The organism is Microbulbifer maximicatervae (SeqCode), from assembly GCF_052467615.1.
This window is the reverse complement of the sequence record NZ_CP174319.1, coordinates 3,865,619-3,887,652: the sequence shown is the minus strand read 5'-3', so window position 1 is coordinate 3,887,652 and position 22,034 is coordinate 3,865,619. Positions and strand designations below refer to the sequence as shown.

The 22,034-nt window shown below is 43.7% G+C and carries 15 protein-coding genes; 6 read left to right on the top strand and 9 right to left on the bottom strand.

Annotated elements, in window-relative coordinates; genetic code table 11:
* Positions 1-19: 19 nt before the first annotated feature.
* Both ACJJIM_RS17140 and pulA read right to left on the bottom strand, forming a co-directional pair.
* Positions 20-1,294, bottom strand: a complete 1,275-nt coding sequence (locus tag ACJJIM_RS17140; protein ID WP_413663381.1) for an amidohydrolase family protein — start codon at positions 1,292-1,294, stop codon at positions 20-22.
* A gap of 152 nt (positions 1,295-1,446) precedes the next feature.
* On the bottom strand, positions 1,447-4,773 hold the full coding sequence (gene pulA, locus ACJJIM_RS17135; protein ID WP_444911555.1) for a pullulanase-type alpha-1,6-glucosidase: 3,327 nt from the start codon (positions 4,771-4,773) through the stop codon (positions 1,447-1,449).
* 589 nt (positions 4,774-5,362) lie between these two features.
* Here pulA and rsgA point away from each other — a divergent pair.
* Positions 5,363-6,481 carry a ribosome small subunit-dependent GTPase A gene (rsgA, locus tag ACJJIM_RS17130; RefSeq protein WP_413663379.1) on the top strand — a complete coding sequence of 373 codons (1,119 nt, stop codon included), beginning with the start codon at positions 5,363-5,365 and terminating at the stop codon, positions 6,479-6,481.
* A 39-nt stretch (positions 6,482-6,520) separates the two neighbouring features.
* On the opposite strand, the gene ACJJIM_RS17125 is transcribed toward rsgA, so the two are convergent.
* Entirely contained in the window at positions 6,521-6,838 is a 318-nt protein-coding gene (locus ACJJIM_RS17125; protein ID WP_108734565.1) for a DMT family transporter, read from the bottom strand.
* A gap of 475 nt (positions 6,839-7,313) precedes the next feature.
* Here ACJJIM_RS17125 and ACJJIM_RS17120 point away from each other — a divergent pair, with 475 nt between their 5' ends.
* Together ACJJIM_RS17120 and ACJJIM_RS17115 are read left to right on the top strand one after the other, a co-directional pair.
* The gene (locus ACJJIM_RS17120; protein WP_413663378.1) at positions 7,314-8,348 is read left to right on the top strand and encodes an agmatine deiminase family protein; all 1,035 of its coding nucleotides are present in this window, start codon (positions 7,314-7,316) and stop codon (positions 8,346-8,348) included.
* A gap of 58 nt (positions 8,349-8,406) precedes the next feature.
* A complete protein-coding gene (locus ACJJIM_RS17115; RefSeq protein ID WP_413663377.1) occupies positions 8,407-9,294 on the top strand; it encodes a carbon-nitrogen hydrolase in 888 nt (295 codons plus the stop codon).
* Between the two features lie 53 nt (positions 9,295-9,347).
* Here the strand turns inward: ACJJIM_RS17115 and ACJJIM_RS17110 are convergent, their stop codons facing one another.
* The 6 genes from ACJJIM_RS17110 to ACJJIM_RS17085 form a co-directional block, all read right to left on the bottom strand.
* Positions 9,348-10,196 (bottom strand): sugar phosphate isomerase/epimerase family protein, encoded by an 849-nt coding sequence (locus ACJJIM_RS17110; RefSeq protein ID WP_444911554.1) that lies wholly within the window; start codon positions 10,194-10,196, stop codon positions 9,348-9,350.
* A complete protein-coding gene (locus ACJJIM_RS17105; protein WP_413663375.1) occupies positions 10,193-11,569 on the bottom strand; it encodes a DUF6005 family protein in 1,377 nt (458 codons plus the stop codon). The genes ACJJIM_RS17110 and ACJJIM_RS17105 overlap by 4 nt, the downstream gene beginning before the upstream one ends.
* Positions 11,570-11,612: 43 nt before the next feature.
* The gene (locus tag ACJJIM_RS17100; RefSeq protein WP_444911553.1) at positions 11,613-12,920 is read right to left on the bottom strand and encodes an AMP-binding protein; all 1,308 of its coding nucleotides are present in this window, start codon (positions 12,918-12,920) and stop codon (positions 11,613-11,615) included.
* On the bottom strand, positions 12,904-14,823 hold the full coding sequence (locus ACJJIM_RS17095; RefSeq protein ID WP_444911552.1) for an IucA/IucC family protein: 1,920 nt from the start codon (positions 14,821-14,823) through the stop codon (positions 12,904-12,906). The genes ACJJIM_RS17100 and ACJJIM_RS17095 overlap by 17 nt, the downstream gene beginning before the upstream one ends.
* Positions 14,810-16,651 carry an IucA/IucC family protein gene (locus ACJJIM_RS17090; RefSeq protein WP_444911551.1) on the bottom strand — a complete coding sequence of 614 codons (1,842 nt, stop codon included), beginning with the start codon at positions 16,649-16,651 and terminating at the stop codon, positions 14,810-14,812. The genes ACJJIM_RS17095 and ACJJIM_RS17090 overlap by 14 nt, the downstream gene beginning before the upstream one ends.
* Positions 16,652-16,776: 125 nt before the next feature.
* Positions 16,777-18,159 carry an MATE family efflux transporter gene (locus ACJJIM_RS17085; RefSeq protein WP_444911550.1) on the bottom strand — a complete coding sequence of 461 codons (1,383 nt, stop codon included), beginning with the start codon at positions 18,157-18,159 and terminating at the stop codon, positions 16,777-16,779.
* 476 nt (positions 18,160-18,635) lie between these two features.
* Here ACJJIM_RS17085 and ACJJIM_RS17080 point away from each other — a divergent pair, with 476 nt between their 5' ends.
* The 3 genes from ACJJIM_RS17080 to speA all read left to right on the top strand — a co-directional run bounded on the left by ACJJIM_RS17080 (position 18,636) and on the right by speA (position 21,925).
* Positions 18,636-19,319 (top strand): response regulator transcription factor, encoded by a 684-nt coding sequence (locus ACJJIM_RS17080; protein ID WP_413663370.1) that lies wholly within the window; start codon positions 18,636-18,638, stop codon positions 19,317-19,319.
* 331 nt (positions 19,320-19,650) lie between these two features.
* On the top strand, positions 19,651-19,980 hold the full coding sequence (locus ACJJIM_RS17075) for a DUF2218 domain-containing protein (protein WP_413663369.1): 330 nt from the start codon (positions 19,651-19,653) through the stop codon (positions 19,978-19,980).
* Positions 19,981-19,990: 10 nt separating this feature from the next.
* Positions 19,991-21,925 carry a biosynthetic arginine decarboxylase gene (speA, locus tag ACJJIM_RS17070; protein WP_444911549.1) on the top strand — a complete coding sequence of 645 codons (1,935 nt, stop codon included), beginning with the start codon at positions 19,991-19,993 and terminating at the stop codon, positions 21,923-21,925.
* Positions 21,926-22,034 lie beyond the last annotated feature (109 nt).

The window sequence follows — 22,034 nt, the reverse complement described above, 5'->3', positions numbered from 1 at the left end:
TTAAACTTTTCAGAAGCTTTTAATTCTTAAAGACCTTGCCCCCTTTCATCACAAAATCCACATCTAAAAGTTCATCGATATTATCCAGTGGCGAGCCATCGGTGGCGATAATATCGGCGTACTTACCGGACTCAATGGTGCCCAGTGAATCGCTCATATCGATCAGGTCGGCGGCGTTAACGGTAGCGGATTGCAGGATGGCCATATTGTCCATACCGGCTTCACTCATCAGTACCGCCTCGCGGGCATTGATGCCGTGCTTGGATACACCTGAGTCGGTACCGAAAGCAATTTTTACTCCGGCATTGACCGCTTTACGGAAATTGCCGCGCATGTCTGTGCCAACACGAATGGCTTTTTCCTTCTGAGCCTCAGATAAGACATCGGTATTTTTTGCCAGCTGTACCACAGTATCGCCGGCGAGAAGTGTCGGAACCAGATAAGCGCCGGTTTCTTTAAATAACTTATGGGCGCGGGGACCTGCGTAGGTGCCGTGCTCAATACTGTCTACACCAGCCTCGAGTGCGGCGATAATGCCTTCTTCCTGATGCGCATGACTGGCCACCTTGCGGCCCATACGTTTGGCTGCAAGGACCACCTCTTTTAACTCATCCATTTCCATCTGCTGACCAGTTCCGGTAGCGCGATCGGTGAGCACACCACCGGTAGAGGTAATCTTGATAAAGTCAGCACCATATTTGATCGCATGGCGGGTCGCGCGTCGGCACTCGTAGGGGCCGTCGCATACAGTTTTGGTCTTGTCATCATGCAGCTCCATTAGCTCTGGACTGACCCCGCTGATATCTGCGTGGCCACCAGTTATTCCCACCCTGCCGGCTGCAACAATTCGCGGGCCATCTACCCAACCTTTATTGATCGCATCGCGCATCGCATACATTTCTTCACCACTGTTACCAGCATCGCGCACAGTGGTAAAACCAGACTCCAGGGTTCGCATGGCAAACATTTGCGAGCGCATCTGGGTCAGCGGCATGGACATCTTGAGAGCCTCGGTATCATTTTTAGGGCCCAGCTCACCTTGTAAATGCACGTGCATATCCATTAAGCCCGGCATTACGAAACTATTCTTAAGATCAATGACTTCAGCGTTATCCGGGCTTACATAACCGGATCTGACAGCACTGATCTTGCCGTCCTCGATAATTACACTTTGCTCTTGCAAAGGTTTCTCACCGGGAACGGCGAGGAGTGTGCCTGCATGGATAACAGTAGTTTTTGCCAGTGTCGCGGATGAGAGAAGAGTTGCGATGCCGCAGAGAAGGAGACGCTTCATGATTTGTACACCTATTTATTATTTAGGTACACGCTAAATCAATCTGCGGAATATGACAATTGCGAGCTGATTACTTGGTGAGAGCCGGGAAATTAGTTTCTAAAAAATGAAAAAAAGGCCGGAAAATCCGGCCTTTTAAAATTTATAAAGAATTAATATCTACGGCGTGGCTGCACAAATACTGTGGTAGTTCGGCCGGGCAGAGTAAAGGTGCCGCTGCTCTTATCAAATTTTACTTTGTGCAGGCGTGAGTCTACTGATCGGCGCTGACGTGGGTGCTTGAATAGGTACTCACCAATAAGGTTTTCGCTGGTAAATTCCAATGATTCGTCATCGCCATTAAATAGCACCACAATACGTTCAAAGCGGCGATCGATGTTGCCATTGGAATCGGATAACTCCATCACAATCAGCCCAGGAATCTGGTCGGGTCCGGTGTTGAGGAAATTAAGGTGTGCCTCTACGGACTCTGCATCAGACAAGCGGAACAGGGGAGAGCTGTTGCGAATCGCCAGTTGCTCGCGGAATAGAGCAGAACTCCACAAGCGGTGCCGGCGCTCGGGAGCCAGTTCCGGGTTTGCCAGTAAAGGTTGCATCAGGGACCAGTTATCTTCGTTTTTATCTGCGATAGGTAAACCCGCACCCCAATTATCGGTGGCGAGGCTGAAGTCCAGTGCATTAAACCAGTCACCGGAGTTGTAACTGTCGCGATCCATCGACTTTGAGCGCAGGAAATCCTGGCCTGCGTGGATAAACGGCACTCCCTGGGCGAACAGAACCAGGGAATTACTGAATGCCTGGATACGCACTCGTTCAGCCAAGTCGGCGCTGTCGCTGGCTTTGATCTGTACTCCGTCGAACAACGTCTCGTTGTCGTGGGCGGCAATATAATTAATGGATTCCTGCGGGTCGGCAGTATAGCCGGTGGGCTGGCCGTTATAGACCAGCTCGCTGCCGGTAATGATATTGCCGTTGGCATCTTCAAAAGGATAATCCGCCAGGTTGCCGGCGAGGGAAACGCGGACTTTATCTGCCAGGGTAAGCAGTGTGGCACGCTCATCTTCTCCCTCAAACTTACCGTTGCTGTCGGTGAACAGACCGGTACCAAAGCCCTGCTCCTCAAAGCCTCCGAAGGGGTTGCCACCACGCACGGAATCGCGCAGGCGATCGTTAAAGGTGCCGATACCGCTGCCGGCCATATTGCCCTGGCGGGCCTGTACAAAGCGAGCATCGTCAGCCACCTCGCCAAAATTCCAGCCCTCGCCGTACAGATAGATAGCGCTGCCATCGACACCATCGGCTGCCGGGGTCAGTGATTGCAGTGCCGCTTGCGCTTTGAGGATATTGTCGAGGCTGTGATGTCCCATCAGATCGAAACGGAAGCTGTCCACCTTATAGGCCCGGGCCCAGGTGACCAGGGAATCGATCATCAGCTTTTCCATCATGGCGTGCTCACTGGCGGTATTGGCGCAGCAGCTGCTCATTTCCACACCGCCTTCCAGATTGCGGCGGTGATAATAGCCGGGGACGATTTTATCGAGTACGGAGTTGTCGTATTGGCCATAGGAGCTGGTGTGGTTGTAAACCACGTCCATCACCAGTCGCAGGCCGGAGTGAGATAACCCTTGCACCATTTGACGGAATTCGCGAATGCGCGCAGGTCCATCGGGAGCGCTGCTATAGCTGCCTTCGGGGACCGTGTAGTGCAATGGATCGTAGCCCCAGTTAAAGCCATCGGTATCGCGAATCGCATCTACCTGGGCCTGCTGCTCGCTGCTGTCCGATGCGTAGTCTGAGAGGTCCGGGGTTTGCTGCTGCTGCGTGCGATCCTCATTGACTGTGGCAAAGTCAAAGGCCGGCAGCAGGTGGATATGGGTGAGGCCGGCGCGGGCCAGTTTATTGAGGTGGCGCATGCCGTCGCTGTGCTTGCGGGTGAGAGCCTTGAAGGTGCCGCGCTCTGCTTCGGGGACAGTTTGATCCGCAATACTGAAATCGCGTACGTGCAGCTCGTAGACACTGATATCTTCTGGCTGGGTTAACTTGGGCTTGCGCAGGCGGTCCCAACCGCGCGGCATCAGGTCCCGGTCATTCAGGTTAATGATCTGGCTTTTGCCGCTATTGATGGAGAGACTCAGGGAGTAGGGGTCGGTGACCAGGTTGGTTTCAATCTGACGGCTGAAGTAGGAATACACCTCGACCTCATAGAGGTAAAAGCTGCGGTCCCACTGCTTGTCGATATCGGCACTCCAAACCCCGGTAGATTCATCGCGCAGCATGGATACCACCTGATCGGCGCTATCGCTGCTGGAGTCTGTAAACAGGTGCAGCTTTACTGCCCGTGCGGTGGGAGCCCAAAGATCGAGCTGGATATTCTCCTCGCCGACACGGGCACCGAGTTCACCGTCGTAGTAGAAGCGATCATCGAGCGCGCCTGCCATCTGCACACCAGTCGCATCCAGTAACGTGCCCTCCGCATCGTAAGCGGCGAGGGCGAGTTGCTGGGTGACCAGATCACCAGTGGAAGCCTGCCCCGGCAATTGCCAGGCACTGAAACTGGCCAGGTGCGGGAATTTTTGTTGGGCGCTGTCGGGCAGGGTGGCGAGAGGGGTGAGATCGATGGTGCCATCGGAACGGATATCACCGTCCTCCAGTTTTAGCTCGGCGGTGTTGCTGTAGTGCAATTTAACCTTGGTGCCTTCCTGCACCTGGATATCCCAGGCAAAGCTGCTGCTATCCACCCAGTGAGCTTTATCGCTGCTCAGGTCACCCTTGGCGAAGCCATCACTGCTGACGGTGACTTCTTTACTATTCGAGTCAAAAGCAAAGTAGATTTCATCGTAATCGGCAGCCACGGTAAAGCTGACGTTGGCTCCATTGTTGCCGTAGCTCTCCTCCCAGCCTTCGTGCAGGGCTACCTTGAATTCATAGGAGCCGGCAGGAAGCGCTGAGGTGATAAAGGTGTAGGTGCTATCTCCATCGGCATCCTGCATCCAGCTGCGCAGGCAACCGGGTTGCCAGTCTCCCGGGCACCCCAGCAGGGATTGGAAGTTGCCGGCTACAGTGGCGACCACGCTATTGTGGTTGTCGGTGATCCAGTGACTCTCGTGGTCGTAGATAAATTTAACTTCGCGGGCCTCATCCAGGCTAAGGGGAATATTACCGCCGTCCCGCTGGCCGCCCCAGCCATAATTTTCATCCCAGCTGTTGTTGAGAGCGGCTTTGTACTCCCAGTTGCCGGCGGGTATCCAAAAGTTGCCTTGCCATTTGTCGTCTTCGCTGTCATAGCTGAGCAGGGTGGCGACACAACCTGGTTGCCAGTCGCCATCGCAGCCCAGTTGGCTTTGTAGGTTGCCGGGAATATTGACCTCTGTGGGGTCTGGTGTGTCAGATGCCCACACCGGTATTTGGATGGAGCAGAAGACTGCCCCCAGAATCAGCCCGGCCTTTGTGCCGGGCCCTGTGAATTTTGTTGTTGGCATAGCGCTTCCCATTTTTTTTGTACTTGTTGCGGTTCTCTCAGTTGGTATTGAATCGTAGTCACGCATTGACGGCCTCCCACCCCGAGGAGGTGGAGGTCTGGGGGAGGTGGTTGGGGGTGTCATAAAACCTTTATAAATTCGTCACTTGGTGGAAACACCCGCAGGAGAAGATGCTTCTCGAGTAAACGCGATGGCGAAAGAAAAAGCCGGATCTATACTCAACTGATCGGGTTATGGTGAGTCGAGAAAGGTGATGCACTCGCTGTAATCGGATTCGAAGGCCGGCTTTTGCCGGCTTTGCTTTTTGTGGCGGGGCAATTACTAAGAGGCTTCCCGGGATTATCCTTGCTCCTATCCCCGGGTAGTGCTAATTTGCCCATAGCCCGCCAGGTACTTTGGCGGAATCCAGAACTCAATGACTGCGGAGGATGATTGATGATTGTTACAACCCTCCGTCGGGTCCAGTAGCAGCCTCCAGCTGCCCACGCCCGGCGATAGATTCCTAGACGTCGGGCTTTCCCTGAGAAAGCTCTGTTGGCCGCGTATCTGCGGTCGCTTGGTGCTTTGTTGCGCCCAGAGGGTTTCAATCTTGAGTAAATCTCACTTTACCCGCCGGTCTGTTAATAGATTCGGCACTAATTCCCTATCTATCAAAATTGAGCGGGAAGCTTCTCCGCTACAAAAACTCGGTTGGAAGTCTTTTTTCCAACAGCAGCTGACGCTCGAAGAACTCGAGCAGTGTTTGCCGCTGCGGATTATGGCTGTACACCGCAGTCGCCTGGAATTGGCCGGCGAGCAGGGGGCTGTGTCCCTTCCGCTAACCGGGAGTCTTGTGGCTAATTTGCCCGCGGTGGGGGATTGGCTGTTGTTAGAGAAGAGCAGTGGATATTTCGTGCGTTTGTTGAGCCGCAGCAGCCAGTTTGAGCGCATGGCACCTGGGGGGCATCAGGTGCAGATGATCGCCGCCAATGTCGATAGTGTTTTTATTGTTTCGTCTCTGAATGATGACTTTAACCTCTCACGTATCGAGCGCTATTTGGCTCTGGCTCGGGAGTCTGGTTGCAGCCCACACCTGATACTGACTAAGACCGATCTGTGTGAAGATACAGCCCCTTTTCTTCAGGCATTGCGTCCATTCGGCGAATTACCCGCTGCAATGGTAAATAGCCTGGATCGAGAAAGCGTGGCACAGCTGCGCCAGTGGTGCTTACCTGGGGAAACTATCGCGCTGTTAGGTTCTTCTGGAGTGGGTAAATCCACTTTGCTAAATGCGCTGTATGGCGAACCCCTGGCTGAGACTGGGACCATTCGCGAAGCCGATAGTAAAGGACGTCACACTACACGGAAACGCTCTCTTCACTCCCTGAGTTGGGGAGCGCTGTTACTCGATAGCCCTGGAATGCGGGAGCTAGGATTGGTGCATGTTGAAGATGGCGTGGCGGAGACTTTTTCTGATATCGAGGCCTTGTCCAGAGAGTGTCGCTTTTCTGACTGCCAGCACCAGTCAGAGCCAGGCTGTGCGGTACAAGAGGCAATAACGGGCGATTCGCTGGATGATCGGCGCTTGCGCAATTGGCAAAAACTGCAACAGGAACTAAGCCGTAACGGTCAAACTCTCGCGCAGAAACGGGCAGGGGAGAGAGCGCTATCCCAGATGTATCGATCTGTACAAAACCAGGCGCGTAAACACAAATATTCAGAGGATTAATAGAACTGGCGCCCGGGAATTTTCCCGGGTGCTTCTCAATTAATGAGAAAGTTTTAACGTGACAACGCCTAAGATAATGAGCAAAACCCCCAGGTAGCGTCCAAGGCTGGTGGAGTCTCCAAAGAACAGCACCCCTACCGCAAAGGCTCCGGCGGCACCAATTCCTGTCCAGACCGCATAGGAAGTACCAATAGGTATCTCCCGCTGCGCCAGCCACAAAAGAAATCCACTGACCCCAATAAATACCACAGCCATAACCACACCCAGAAGGCGGGTGTTACTGCCCTGTGAAATTTTCAGTCCCAGCACCCAACCAATTTCGCATAGTCCGGCGAGTATTAAGTAGAACCAGGCCATGATATTCCTTTAAAGAGACTCGGCGATTTGCTTCTAGCGGAGAAATCAATGTTGACATGTCAGTAAACAAGTCTTTCCCGTATTAGAACAGATATAGTTGAGAATAGCTGAGATGGCTTTATTGAAAGTCAGGTGGAGAGCTGTGCCTCGCTCCCATCCAGTAATTAATCTCAAAGTGCAGCCGGACCTGTTTCAGCTCTTAAAACGCTATCTATTAGTTACATTGCCAAGTGCATTGTTTCGGAGGAAGTTAGAGCATGCTAAATAAATAAAATCTTTACTGAGAGGGCTTTGCATTGTTTTCCAGATGAAATCTGGAAAACGATAAAACTGTGCGAAAGTCTATTTAAATCAGAGCCCAAACTTGCGCGAAATGAATTTTTCTATATCATTGTAATGATAATTATTATCATTTGGTGCTGGTTCAATACCCCTGTAAATTTAAAATAACTATCAGATAAAGTAATTAAAACTTATGTCAAATAGATTGCCACCTGAATGGGCCAAGCAAGATGCAATAATGCTCACTTGGCCCCATGCGGATACTGATTGGAAACCGATACTAAGCGAAGTAGAAGCGGTTTATGTTTCTATTTGCGAAGCTATAACTGCTCGGCAAAAACTGGTAGTCGTTTGTCATGATGAGGTTTTAAAAATACATATTAGCCAGTTATTACATGGGGCTAATGTAATAATTCAGAATATTCAGTTTGTTATTGTTGCCACAAATGATAGTTGGGCGAGAGATCATGGCCCAATTTCAGTAGTGAACAGCCAAGGAGAAGTTGTTGCTCTCGATTTTACGTTTAATGGATGGGGAAGCAAATACCCGGCTGATTTAGACAATCAGATTAACCAGGAAATGTTTAAGCAATTGGGTATCTGTAATTGGCGGAAAATTGACGTCGTTCTTGAAGGTGGAGCAATAGATATTGATGAAAAGGGCAACCTTTTAACGACTGAGCGCTGTCTGCTAAATAAAAATCGTAACCACCGCATGACAAGAGCGGATATCGAGGGACTGCTAAAAACTGAGTTAGGTGCAAAGAATATTCTATGGCTGGATCATGGCGCATTAGAGGGCGATGATACAGATAGTCATATCGACACTCTTGCACGGTTCGCACCTGGCCAAACTATTGTCTATCAGGGCTGTAATGAAAGTGGTTATCGTTTTTTTGATGAACTTGAGAAAATGAAGCAGAGTTTAGTACAAATGCGCTCGCTTGATGGGAAACCATTTAATTTGCTGGAATTACCATGGCCTAGCGGACAAGCAAATGCAAGTGGCGAGCGTTTACCTGCCACTTATGCCAACTTTCTAATTATCAATGATGCGGTACTAGCTCCTGTATATGATGTTGAAGAAGATACTGAGGCGTTACAAACTCTCCAGATGGCATTTCCGGAGCATCAGATAGTTGCGGTTAATTGCCGGCCCATTATCGAACAGTTCGGTAGTTTGCATTGTTTAACTATGCAGCTGCCGAAAAACCTCTTGGCTAATTAGGCGTTAAAAAAAATTTTTTGCATCTAATCTAAAATTAAACAATCTAGCGAATTTATTAATGAGTAACATAGTTAAAGTGGCACTTGTTCAGCAAGATAACACTGTTGATTGCCAACAAAATATTGATAGGTCAACTCAGGGAATACGTGCCGCAGCGAGTGAAGGTGCTGATTTGGTAGTGCTGCAGGAGTTGCATCGTAGTCTGTATTTTTGTCAGTCAGAAGATGTGAGTTTATTCGATTTAGCTGAGACGATCCCTGGACCCAGTACGGATTATTTTGGAAGGCTTGCAAAAGAACTCGGCGTGGTCATAGTGACCTCTTTATTTGAAAAGCGTGCTGCAGGTATTTATCACAATACTGCAGTGGTATTGGATAAAAATGGCTCTATTGCCGGAAAGTATCGAAAAATGCATATTCCGGACGATCCGGGATTTTACGAAAAATTTTATTTCACGCCTGGTGATTTGGGCTTTGAAGTTATAGATACGAGCATTGGCAAGTTGGGCATATTGGTTTGTTGGGATCAATGGTTTCCTGAAGCTGCCCGACTGATGGCAATGGCTGGAGCAGAATTACTGATTTACCCAACCGCAATTGGGTGGGACCCGCGCGATGATGCGGCTGAGCAGCAACGGCAACTTGAAGCCTGGAAAATTGTACAAAGGTCCCACGCGGTAGCGAATGGCGTACCAGTTATTAGTTGTAATCGTGTGGGCCATGAAAGTGATTCCAGTGGAAGTTCTGCCGGCATTGATTTCTGGGGTAATAGCTTTATCTGTGGTCCACAGGGCGAGCTACTTGCCTGTGCAAGTGAAAGTGATGGTGAGATACTAATTGCGAATATAGATATGGAGAAAAGTGAACAAGTACGTCGTATTTGGCCATACTTGCGAGATAGACGTGTCGATCATTACCAAGACTTAACGAAAATTTACCGTGATTAAGAGTTGATAGTTTGGGTCTGCCAGATTTCCTAGAAATTAGCAGACCCAATTTACTAAATGGCTAGTGGTTCGCGACACTGCTGAAGTTGTTGAATTAGGTATCTATCTCTAGCTAGTGTTTCTTTACAGTCATCACCAAACCATTCCAGTGAAGCTTCAATGTTGCGGACTCTCTTGTCTGGATGTTGACTAATATGACTTACGAATTCCTGATAGTTAACAGCGCCATCAAACAGCGGGACAATACCTTCCCGCGAGCCAGAAGCAGAATATACATTAGCAGGCGAGAACACATTCAGGAATTCTGCAGAACTTACATTTTTTAAGTGGATATGATTAATATTATCTTTTAAAGCCTCAAAAGCTGGGATCACTTCAGTTTTTGATTCCCAGACATGGAGTACGTCAAAATTGATTTGAAGGTTGTCACAAGCAACGCTCTGTAATAAATGCTTTGTTGCTGGGACGGAATCCGCATATGTATTGGGATGTGTTTCAATAATCAAGTTGAGATCATGTCGGGACATCCATTGACAGACCTTGCGCAACGTCTTTGTTAATCGTGCAAAGCCATGCTCAGATGTGTTTGCGCTTGCCTCGGAGCCGGCAAAAGTCCTAATTTTCTTAGCACCCCAATGTTTTGCTAAGTAACATAAATGTTCTACTTGTTTATGTAACTCAGCTTCAGTGGCATATAGTGCTAAATAATCACTTAACATCGTGATTTTTAGGCCGTAGTCCGCCAACCAATCTTTATTATATTCTGGTTGAGAGGCGAGGTTTTTTGCGTGAGTTCCCCACAATTCAATACCCTGAAAATGATTATGCTTCGCCCACTTTGCCAAATGATCAATTGAAACCAGTTGATGGCGAAAAGAGATTGTACAGATAGATAAAATCATATGCACACCTCATTGGAACGTTCTTTGTTAGTAATAGCTACATGGTTTTGCCATTGTTGAAATAATGTATGTAGCTGACCTTTGATTTTAAATTCTCGCTGATCTTGTTGATCCAGTAGCTGCATGATTTCTGTTTTAATATCTGTCGATGATTCGGATGGATAGTTTCCTTCAGTAGCGTAATTCGCGATTTTCATAGAACGAAATTGAATCTGCTTATAAGTGGAAACTAACTCTTCAATAATGTCGCACCATGTTTCAAATTCATCAAAATCCAAATTTAGCTGCAACATAAAATATGCTAAGCCATGTTCGTAGGCATACTTTCGAATAGCCAATACGGGAAGCTGAGTGAGAGCACGGCTTAAATTAGAGGGGCTTAGCTGACTTTCAGGAGCCAAATGTGCCTTGACAATTTTTCGCACAGCATCCGTCATCGGATTATTGTTTAAGTTCAAACAGGTAGTAAAATAGTCATGGATTGCCTGATTGGAGCTTGGTTTAATTTGGCTGCTATCAAAGATATAACCGCCAGCAACAGCATCCGACTCAATTGCGTGTAATACTTGTTTTTTATTTTGCTCTCCTTCCCAGCGAAAATCAGGATCCCACATAAATAACATTTCTGGATTTTGGCTATTTTCCAGCATTACGTAGTGAGGGAATGGATTCTGGTTAAACTTATTTTCGCGTTCTGGCAACCTATACATATCTAGCATTACCATTATGTTCTGACTGGCAGATTTATTGTCTAGTAATGTTAGTAAGGTGTTAATATTGTCGCTTTTGGATAAGCCTTGGTTGTACCAGGACTTTACCTCGACACCATAAATTTTCTCGAACCAGTTTCGAAAGAAGTCATGGTTCAAATTCTCAGCGTGATAGTTGATACAATAATCATTATCAACTACAACATCGGCGTCCCATACACCAAAATAAAATGGTCTATGGTCAACATGATCATTTGCTTTGATACACTCGCATAGACAACTCACAAAACAATGTACTTTAATATCCTCAAACTCTTCTGTCTGCTCTTCAGCTTGTTCTGCTGGAGCTATTTCGACTCCTGATTTCTCTTGAGGATCGGTATGTTTGGGAGAAGCGCCATTCTCGCTCTTATAGTTAACCCGGCCTAATATAAACTCACTAAAGCTATCGACTGTATCAAAATCCTTCAAGTTCAAGGCTTCATCGGGTATATCAATTCCCAGCTTTAATTCCAAGCTAATAAGTACTTGCAGGATCAGTACGGAATCAAGGTATAAATCTTCATTTAGCTTGGAGTGAAGCTGAACATCTTCTATATGTGTTAGATTCAACTCATTAGTAAGTATGCTCTGAATCGAATCTACTATTTCAGTCTTTTGCATAATTAATATATTGTTTGTTTGCTCAATAGATAGCCCCTACTTACTAGTTGGCTCTTTCAGCTTGTTTTCCTTCACTACTTTTATTTGTTCTGGTTAGTATGTTCTGTTGATAGTTCAGCGCAATCTGCTTACGGTTCACTTTACTGTTAGCCATTCGCATTATCTCATCGACCGGCTGTAATATTTGCGGTACTTGAAATAGTGCTAAGTGTTGACTGCACCATTGGCGTAGTTCGGAGGGGTCTATTGCTGGGGAAGCGACATACTGTAGGCAAACTCGTTGGCCCGCAAATTGATCATCTATCTTAAATACCACTACATCATTAACTTGCGGGTGTTCAAGTATGATATCTTCTACTTCTGCAGGATATACATTTAGCCCTGATACGATGATTGTGTCATCCATTCGTGCAAGAAAATGCAGCCGACCATTTTCACTCAAATAGCCGACATCCTGTGTTTTAACAGTTTTAATTCCTGATGCAGTTTTTACATAAGCAACTATCTCTTGCTGTTTATTGTCGAGATTACCACAGGTAATTTCGACATGAGGTAATGGCTTTCCTTGATCGTTAGCAGCAGATAAATCCTGTCCTATACTAATACAGCCCGCTTCAGAGCATCCATACTGTTGATATAAGTTTTCTACACGTGCCTGAATCTGCTCAAATACCTGTTGTGGCATAGTGGAACCTGAAGTCATAGCAGCAAATAGTTTGCTATTGGCCGGCCATAAACGTAATAATCCCTGCAACATTACCGGAGAAGAATACAAAAGCGGACGCTGACAACTCTGCAGCTTCTTGATAAGGTATTTAGGATTGATATTGCTAATTATCAGTGGTGACTGACCCCGATTCAGAGCAACCATTACGCCACAAATTAATCCATATGAATGGGTAACGGGACAAGCGACAACTGGAGTCATGCTGTCCGGGTCGCTGAAAGCCTGGCAATAACTCTTTACCTCAATATCAATATCCGCCCAGCTTCGCAATATGCATTTTGGCTCACCTGTGGTGCCGGAGCTCATTTGAATAATACCTGCTTCAGATTTATTCAAATTAGTTGCCGGTAGCTCAATTAATCCTGCTAAGTCACCATAAATCAGCAATTCGCAGCCAGCTTTTTCTGCCATACGCTTTGCAGTATCCTTTGGAACACTGGGGTGGATAGGCATGGCAGATATTTTCTTTGACTTTAAGTAATAACATAGAGTCAACCAAATAAAATTATCTTCAACACATACCGCAACAGCGTTACTCTCATTAATAGTATTTATTGAGACATAGGACTGCTGTTGCTCGTTAAAGTCTTCTTTACTATAAAACTTATCATTTATTGTAAGCATAGGATTTTCCTGGTACTGCTGGCACTGATATTGATGTCTTGGAGGTTTCCTTTTGGGTATCATGTAAAGCAGCGTCTGCTAACGGATTTCTTATGTGATGATGAAATTCTGTTTCACGATTCCCGCGAAATTTCTTATCCAATAGTGATTCGGTTTTAATTTCCGGTTGGAATAAATCGATTTGGGCTATGCGCTTTTGATCAGTTAAGTTTGATTGCTGATATTTTCTAAAGCTGTGATAAACTGATTTCCAGAATTCACTTTCTGGAAATTGGTAGTAATCTTCAAGTAATACGGCCAAGTCAGATAAATTAAAAACCAATAAGGTATCTACTAAAAGTTCGCGCAAAGCTTCGACACTTTCCATCCAATAATATTGGTTTGGCCCGCCAAAACTATATTCTTCCTCGAAGTCAGTAAAAGTAGGCGCTAATTCCGGTTGTGCTAAGTAATTGTGAACGTACTCCATGCTTTCATGAAAATCGCGCACTATAACTTTTTCAGGCCAACCATCTTTATGTTGCAATAAGATATTTTGCCCGTGCGCCTCAATTGCAATACCGTGATGAACTAGTAAGTGCCATATGGGAATAATCACCTTTTCGAGCAGGTTCTCCAGCCAACTATGACAACCATATTCGGCAATCCAGGGCTCGATAAAAGGGCTGCCATCTTGTTCTATTATACTTAGGGCTACAAAAGGTATTACAGTTTTCTCATCACAGTATGAGTGCAGGCTCTGTCGAAAAATTACACCCAATTGACCATCGAGATTCTCAATCCATTCCTGATGTTCAGTGCCATCATTTGTAGGCCTTATTCCGGCGTACTCCGCCAGCAAAATCATATTTTGCTTCAGGTAGTTATCCGACTCCAGAATTTGTATTAACCAGTTTGATATAGCAGGTGCAGTACAAATGGTGTGACTTTCTATAGTGCGTAGTGAAGAAGTATTAATTATATTCAGAGGTAGTTTTATATTAGCTTTTTCAGGATGGCTAATATTTAATAATGTACGAATAGAAATGCTGGCTTGATATTGATCGCCAGCCTCTCCAAGGTAAAATACTTGTCCATCAGCAATAGCGGGCTCAAGTTTATCTTTTAAAAACTTCCACTGCCATGGATGGATAGGCATCAATGAAAATGCAGTACTATCGGAAGTTAGATTTTTAATTTGTGTATTTAACTGCTGGTAACATTGTTCACCAAGCTCAGTTTCCCAAAATATTTTTTCAGTTACAGAGTTAAATCGACGCTTCAAATAGCATCGTCTAATCGCCAACCAATGTAGTTGAAAATTATTGCCAAACTCTGGACCATAAAGTTTATGATCAAGCTCACTAAACCCAGTTCGTGCCTTGAAGCATGGATGATAAGGGTGCCCTTCATCAATTGCAGACTCTAACTGGGTATATGTTAATTCACGACGGCTTATATGGCGGTTTAAATGCTTATTGTTCCACTGGCAAAGTTTAACAGTTTGTTCGAGCTCAATCGCTAGCTTTTTCTTTACTGCTACAGAAGCAGGCAAGTCCTCAATGAGGGCATTTAGTGTTATTGGTTGCCAATCAATACTTTGAGATTTATCTTTTATCCATTGTGCCTGAAATTTTGTATCTACATGCATTTCATCTCTTTGAGAAAAAAACATTTCTTCTGCATTGATTCTAATTCGACTAAAACCAGAAATTCTTCCTGAGGCACGATAAAAAGATCTTCCTAATGTAAAATAGAAAAAACCATCATGATAAGAGTAATCACAAAGATGCTCGAACAACAATGCTTCCAAGAGCTGGCGAATCACTCTTTTTTCTTCAGCTAAGTGGCTGTCAGAATTTTTATAAGGAGAGATTTCTAAGTCTTGTTGAGATAAATGCTGCTGTGGGTTAACTGTGAGCAAGAGTCACCTCGTTAACTTGCTTATGGGTAGTCAAGCTTTCTTGATGCAGGTCGAAGAAAGGATTTCGTATATTAGTGTAAACAGCTAATTCTTTTTCCGCTTCCAGCTCATCAACATCTTCAACGCGAGTTAGAAGGTTTCCCTTGCAGGGAATACTAGAATTATTAAATAATCTATCTGTAAAGTTTTTGCCGACGCTTGTCAGTACCCTAGAATTTAGAAAATTAAGCTTGCTGTAACTTAATTGTAATAGTTTATTCTCATCAATAAGGTCATCTTGTCCCATACGGCCAATAATTGAGAATAACTGATTGACAAAAAGATAGTATCCAAACCGGTCTGCAATCATATTGTCAGGATAAAATAAGTCAGGATTATTCCTCAACTCAGGTACAGCTTCGAGCAACTTATCCTGCATTTTTTCTGACAAGTAGAAACCTTGATTGTCTCGGTAGTAGTATCTAATTGGACAGTCATCATAAATAGTTAATAGAGAATTTTGTTGATGAGCTTCTAAACCAATACCCTGACTATCGTAAAGTCTAATTGTTGGTTCAATTGCACATTGCCAATAACAATTAAACCATTTTAACGCTGCTTCCTCTACGCTAATGCCCTGCTTGGAAGCCAAGCTTAAAACTTGCTGCGCTAATTTAGACTGAGTTCCGGATAAGATAGGGTCTTGTACCAATGCAGCGATTGAAACTGTGGGTAGTTCTAGACTGTTTGTATCTCTACTGAATGGATTTTGCCGTATAATAGTTTCAAAGCCTGTTTCCTGCATATTAGGTAATTTAACAGTAATAAAGGCAGGATCTTCAATTAAAACAAACTGTGGAAATTTTTGCTTGAAGTTGCTTAATGAGAACAACTTTCCAACATTTAATCCCGGATCTAATTCGTGAGCCATATTTTTTCTTAGCGAATTAGTTATTTTTACAGGGATCGAGAGCTTAATCATATAATTCAGCTCACTGCAGTACAAAGTGCGGACAGAAGAAGTGGGCGTAAACATCTTACCCATAAGACCTAAGTCGACAATTAATCCGTCACGTTGTAAATGCTGAACATAGTCCTGGTGTAACAGCCACTGTGCTTGTAGGGGATGTACAGGTATTAGTTGTTTATCGATATCAATATCGATATCGGCCCCTAATATATTATTGATAATTTCCTCAACGCTCTCGTCGAGTAAAGAATCTTGCTCCAGAAGATCTTTTGACACGGCAAAAAAGTGTAATTGAAATTTAGATTTCAATTCCGGCGTATACTTTTCATGTTGCCAAGAGTGAATGCCTTGGCGTGACTTGGGTGTTGGATGAAGCCAATGTCCAAATAACAGAGACTGTTCAGAACAAATATAATCGGAGCTATTAAGTGTAGGATCATCTAGTCGCTTAGTAAGATAATCCTGCATGATTTGAAGACTTTCTAAAGTGCGATTTAATAGTTCTATTTTGTTGGCTGGAGTATTTGGCTTATTGTTTTGGTTATTATCTTTTGCATAAATGTTATCTATTAACATCATAATCGCAGAAGTAAAATCTATGGGTTGCCAATTCCATTGATTTGCTAATTTGCGATAGCTTTTAGTAAATACATGTCGGCCGACAATTGAACGATAAGAAGCCTCTAAAGCAAGTGTAACTCCAGTTCCGTTCAAATAAAGTTCTAGTGCATAACCATTTTCTTCTTCAAGGGCCACACCAGTTTGTAATTGCCAATCAGAGCTTGTATGCCAAACACCGGGGTCAACTTCTCTTATATATGCATTAGCAAATGCTTGAAAAGAAGCCTTTTCCGCCAGCTCTTTTGCGGTGAATGGCATGACGATATTCTCCTGGAGATACTAAGTAAAAGAACTTACCCAGATGATAATGATACACATTCTCACCAGCAAGTAAGTTTACAATTGTTACTATTGTTTTAGAGCTGTATCTCACTTGGCGTTACTTAGACTGAAGTTTGATTTACTTTCAGCTTCGTAGGCCTGTATTGGTAGCAAAAATAGGCGGCCAACAAAAAGGTGCACCATTCTGCTAATGGCAGTGCAACAATAAATGATAAATCACTTATTGCTGCTGGTAATAAGTGCCAGCTGGGCAACATATAATAAAAGGCAATCAAAAATACGGCGGGGAATAATAAGCTGCGGTTAATAGCAACTAAAGCTGAAGGTTTTGGTTTGTGTATTGCTGTTAAGTAACAGGTTAAGACGATGTTAGTCCCATTAATTAAAAATAGTGGAAGCAACAATGGCAGCAATTGCATGCTGACTCGGGATATTTCCTGATCTTGTTCATTGGTAAACCAACTCAGAACAGTTTCTGGCCAAAAAACGAGCAGCGCAACGATTATGATACCCAGGCAGATGGTACTTAATATTGCAATTGACAAAAAAGATTTCACTCTAGTTAAGTGCCGAGCGCCAAAATTTTGACTGACAACGATATGAAGTGCATCAGCTAAACCATAACTAAGCATGACACTTAAGAAAATGAAGTAATTGACCAGAGTAAATGCCGCTACACCATCTACGCCTAGCCGCATTATCATTAAAGTATTTAGAATGAAAAAAATAATACCAACAGATATCTCGTTTATAAACTCTGATATACCGTTATAAGCTGAGTTAAGAAGTAGTTTCCAGTTTCTTTGTTGTAATTCGAACTTAAGTGTTCTTTTCTTGCTAAAAAAATAACGGCTCAATACTAAAAATTGTATAACTTGTGCTATTGCAGTTGCATAAGCAGCCCCAGCTAATCCGAATTCCAAGTACACGATAAACCAGGCATCGAGAATAATATTGAGAACAGCGCCGATTACTAATGCACATGTGGCTAATATCGGATGGCCATCAGCACGTACAAAATAATACAGCACCATTGTGGTTAACTGTAAAATGAACACCCAGCGAATGACGTCGAAATATTCCCTTGCTAATACAGCAACCTGGGCTGAAATATTGAGTATTTCAAAAAGTAAATCGTTGAAGGCTAAGCTGCCCAGCGCTAACAGAGTGTTAATAACCACAGCGGCAATAAGGGATTGGCTGAAGATGGCGTTTGCTGTTTTCGGATCTTTCTCACCTATGGCTTTACCTACGCTCACAGCCCCGCCTATTGCCAGCATGATGGCAATAGCTATCAACAAGGTGAAGTACGGGATCATTAGAGTGATTGCAGCGAGAGCGTCTGTACCTATGGTGTTGCCGACAAAAAAGCCATCAATCAGGTTGGCGCTTGTTATTGCAACTAAGCCGACTATTGAAGGTAGTACATAGTAAAAAAAAGTCTTGACGATACGACCGGAAAGCGCTGGATTTTGGGCTGACATTAAAGTGTCTCAAATCATGAGAAAATAGGTTCTGAGGCAGTATTATATATTCCACTTGTTGCAAATGATAGTGATTATCATTAATATCGGTGAATTTAGGTTGATACATAAAGCTGCATCGTGAAGTTTTGATGTTCTAAATGTGAACAGATTTGTGTTATAGCCAATGCAATATTGTGTTGGGCACTAAGCATGCTAGTGGCGTGTCCCGGGCAATGGTTGTACAGGAAGTGCGCAGCAGTATTGATGTTTTGCAGTGCTAAATGTCCTGGTAAGTCATATGTGTATCCATTGAAAATAGTTTAGAAAATGTACTATTAAAATTACTGTCAGACGTCAAAAGTAAGAGCTATGTGTAGGTTCCAGTCGGGTTCCCCCATATTAAGGTCGTCGGTGGGCGAGAGTATTTTTGCGCTATGAATAATTTTGGATTCAAAAAATTCAAGTTTTAATTTGGTTGTGGATAAGAGGCTGTTGTGGCAACTGCGCATATTTTAATATTGGAAAGTGATACTAAAATAAGCAGACAATTGAGCGGCACTTTGCAAAAACAAGGATTTAATGTCACTCAATGTCAAGATGTTAGTGAAGGGTTGATGGTAATGCCCGCAGACTATTTTGATCTTATTTTAGTTAATGCGTTTTTGCCCACCAATGATGATTTATCACCTTTACAGGCTATACGTAGCTGGGGGCAAACGCCTGTAATTGTTCTCTCTTCAATTAATACAACGGCAAAAAGGATAGAGAGCTTTCGGCAGGGGGCTGATGATTTTATATCCAAACCGATTGATTCCACCGAGGTAGTGCTGCGTGTAAACGCAATACTGCGTAGAACTCACAAGGGGGAAAGTAACATTGAGGGTGAGATTGATATCGATCATTTAAGGTTATTAAAATCAAAGCAGCAGGTTTTTTATAGGGGAGATAATTTAGCGTTTACACCTATTCAGTTTCGACTACTTTGGATACTCGCTGAGAACCGATTCAAGGTAGTTAGTAAGCAATTTTTATATCGTGCGGTACTCAACAGGCAATTTTCCCGTTATGATCGAAGCCTTGAGATGCATCTTAGTCGTATCAGGAAAAAGTTTATTGAAGTTGGTATATCGGCTGACCGCTTTGCTACGATTCATGGCAAAGGGTATAGATTTTCATAATAAAAGACTAGCTTAAGTTAAACGGTAAATTTAGGTGTACTAAGTATCGGTTTAGGCATTATTCAAGTATTTTCTCCTTTCTAAAATTCTAATCAGGCTTGTTTAACATTAGCAAGCTTAAAGCTGTCTTTGAGTTCAAAATGTTTTAATTATTGACGGTTTTTATTAGCTGTTATGCTGTCGTAACAATTGTAAAAGTGGTTTTTTTCGGGCATAAAAGCAATTAACATCTTTGATAATGATTATCATTACCAAAGATGTTAATTGCTGAATACATCTTTTCGCTTGAAAGTTGGCTCGGCATAAAGTGAATTAATTAAGAAGTGGGGATATGAGCACTATTAATAAAGTTGAGGCTGAGCATGATAGCCAATTTTTAGCTTTTTCAACGGTAATTCACATTGACAGCGAGAGGATGATTAGGCGTTTATGTAAGCACTTCGCTCATAAAGTTAATGCCCACTGGAGCAGCGAGTGCGGCCATATTGAATTTGATATGGGTTTCTGTGATATGAACGGAAGTGGAGATCAATTGGATTTGCGTTGTGGTGCTAACTCTGATGCGGAGTTAAAAGAGGTCATAGATTGCATCGATTCCCACTTCTTACGATTTGCGAAAGGTGTGGAATGTTCACTTCAATGGAATCTAATGAATTCTTAATGGTAAAAAGATGTTAGAGAAAGATAAACTAGAGAGTGAAGTTAATACTCAGTGGAATATAGCTGAGGCAGGTAATATTTATGGTGTGAACCAGTGGGGCAATGGTTATTTCGATATAGATTCACAGGGTAATGTTGTCATAAAAAATCCTAGTGATGATGGGGCAGACGCTGTTCCCTTGATGCAAATTGTAGAGGGTATGCGGGACCGCGATTTACACATGCCTGTTTTACTGCGTGTCGAGAATATTCTTGATAAAAGTATTAGCTCACTTAATGAAACTTTCCGTCAGATAATCGAAAAACTGGATTACCAGAATAAATACCAAGGTGTTTATCCAATTAAAGTAAACCAGCAGGCCCAAATTGTCGATGAAGTAGCTCAATTTGGTTCTCGCTATCAACATGGATTTGAAGTTGGTAGTAAAGCCGAAATGATTGCAGCTTTATCCACCATCGAAGAACTTGATAGCCTAATTATTTGTAATGGCTATAAGGACCAAGAATTTATAGAATTGGGGTTAGAGGCAACAAAACTTGGATTGAAATGTATCTTTGTTATTGAAACCTTAACCGAACTGCCGATTATTGTAGAGCGAAGTCAAGCGTTAGATATTTTCCCTCATATTGGCGTGCGCGTTAAAATGACGACTCAAGTGAGTGGGCATTGGAGTGCTACCAGTGGTGAGAGAAGTGTATTCGGACTGTCATCAAGCCAACTTATACATGTGGTTGATTACTTAAAAGAGCATCAAATGCTCAATTGCCTTGAGTTACTACATTGCCATTTGGGCTCTCAGATTCCGAATATCCGCGATATCCGCGGTGGTGTACTAGAAGCCTGTCGCTATTACTCCGATTTATGTAAAGAGGGCGCGGCATTAAAGTATATTGATTTAGGTGGTGGTTTAGCAGTTGACTACACCGGTAGACAGTCAAGTACCGGGCAAAGCCGCAATTATTCACTTGAGGAATACTGCGAAGATATTATTGATACAATTAAGAGTACATTAGATAGCAAGAACTTACCCCACCCGATAATTGTTACGGAGTCTGGTCGTGCTACTGTAGCCTACACATCAATTTTGCTCTTTAATATCCTTGATGTTGTAAGTTTCGACTCAGAAGAGCTAAAAGAAGCTGAGGAAGATGAGCATCAATTGCTTCAAAATATGCGTGAAATTCTGACTTATTTGAAGCCTCAAAGATTGCAAGAGTGCTTCAATGATGCGCAGTTTTATCGGGACGAAGTTCGCGAACTATTTAAGCGTGGCCAAATAGATCTTCGTGTTCGTTCTGTATCAGAGACAATTTATTATAATGTTTTGCATCGTATAAAAGAGACTCTTTCAGAAATGGAGCGAATACCTGAAGATCTGGAAGGCTTGGCAGATTCATTAGCTGATATCTATTATGGTAATTTTAGTTTATTTCAGTCTTTACCTGATAGCTGGGCTATTGATCAGTTATTTCCTGTTATGCCTATTCATCGACTAAATGAGACTCCAAGTCGGCGTGCTATCTTGGCCGACATTACCTGTGATTGTGATGGAAAAATTGAGAGATTCGTGGTCAACCAGGAAGTCGAAAGAACCTTACCTCTGCATTCAATAAAGCACGGCGAGGAGTATTACCTCGGTGTTTTCCTAGTGGGCGCTTATCAGGAAACTCTAGGTGATCTGCATAATTTATTTGGTGATACGAATGTTGTCAGTGTGAGACTGAATTCAGATGCCAGCTTTGAGTTTGTGAAAGAGGTTCATGGGGATACTATTGAGGATGTTTTAAGTTATGTCGAGTATCAGCCGCATGAAGTAAAGACGCGTTTTCGTAATAAGGTTGAAGCGGCTGTTCGCAGTGGGCGTATTAGCGCTCGTGAACGTCAGCAAATAATTAAGACCTTCAATGCAAGTATGCAAGGTTATACCTATTATGAAAGAGATTAGAATAGAGCAGAAAACAGTGAGAGGCATGACCTGTTTAAATCTTTATCTGTATATATGAAGGCTTAAATCTAAGTATGTCGACCATGCCAGATCTTCGATCTGGCTAAAA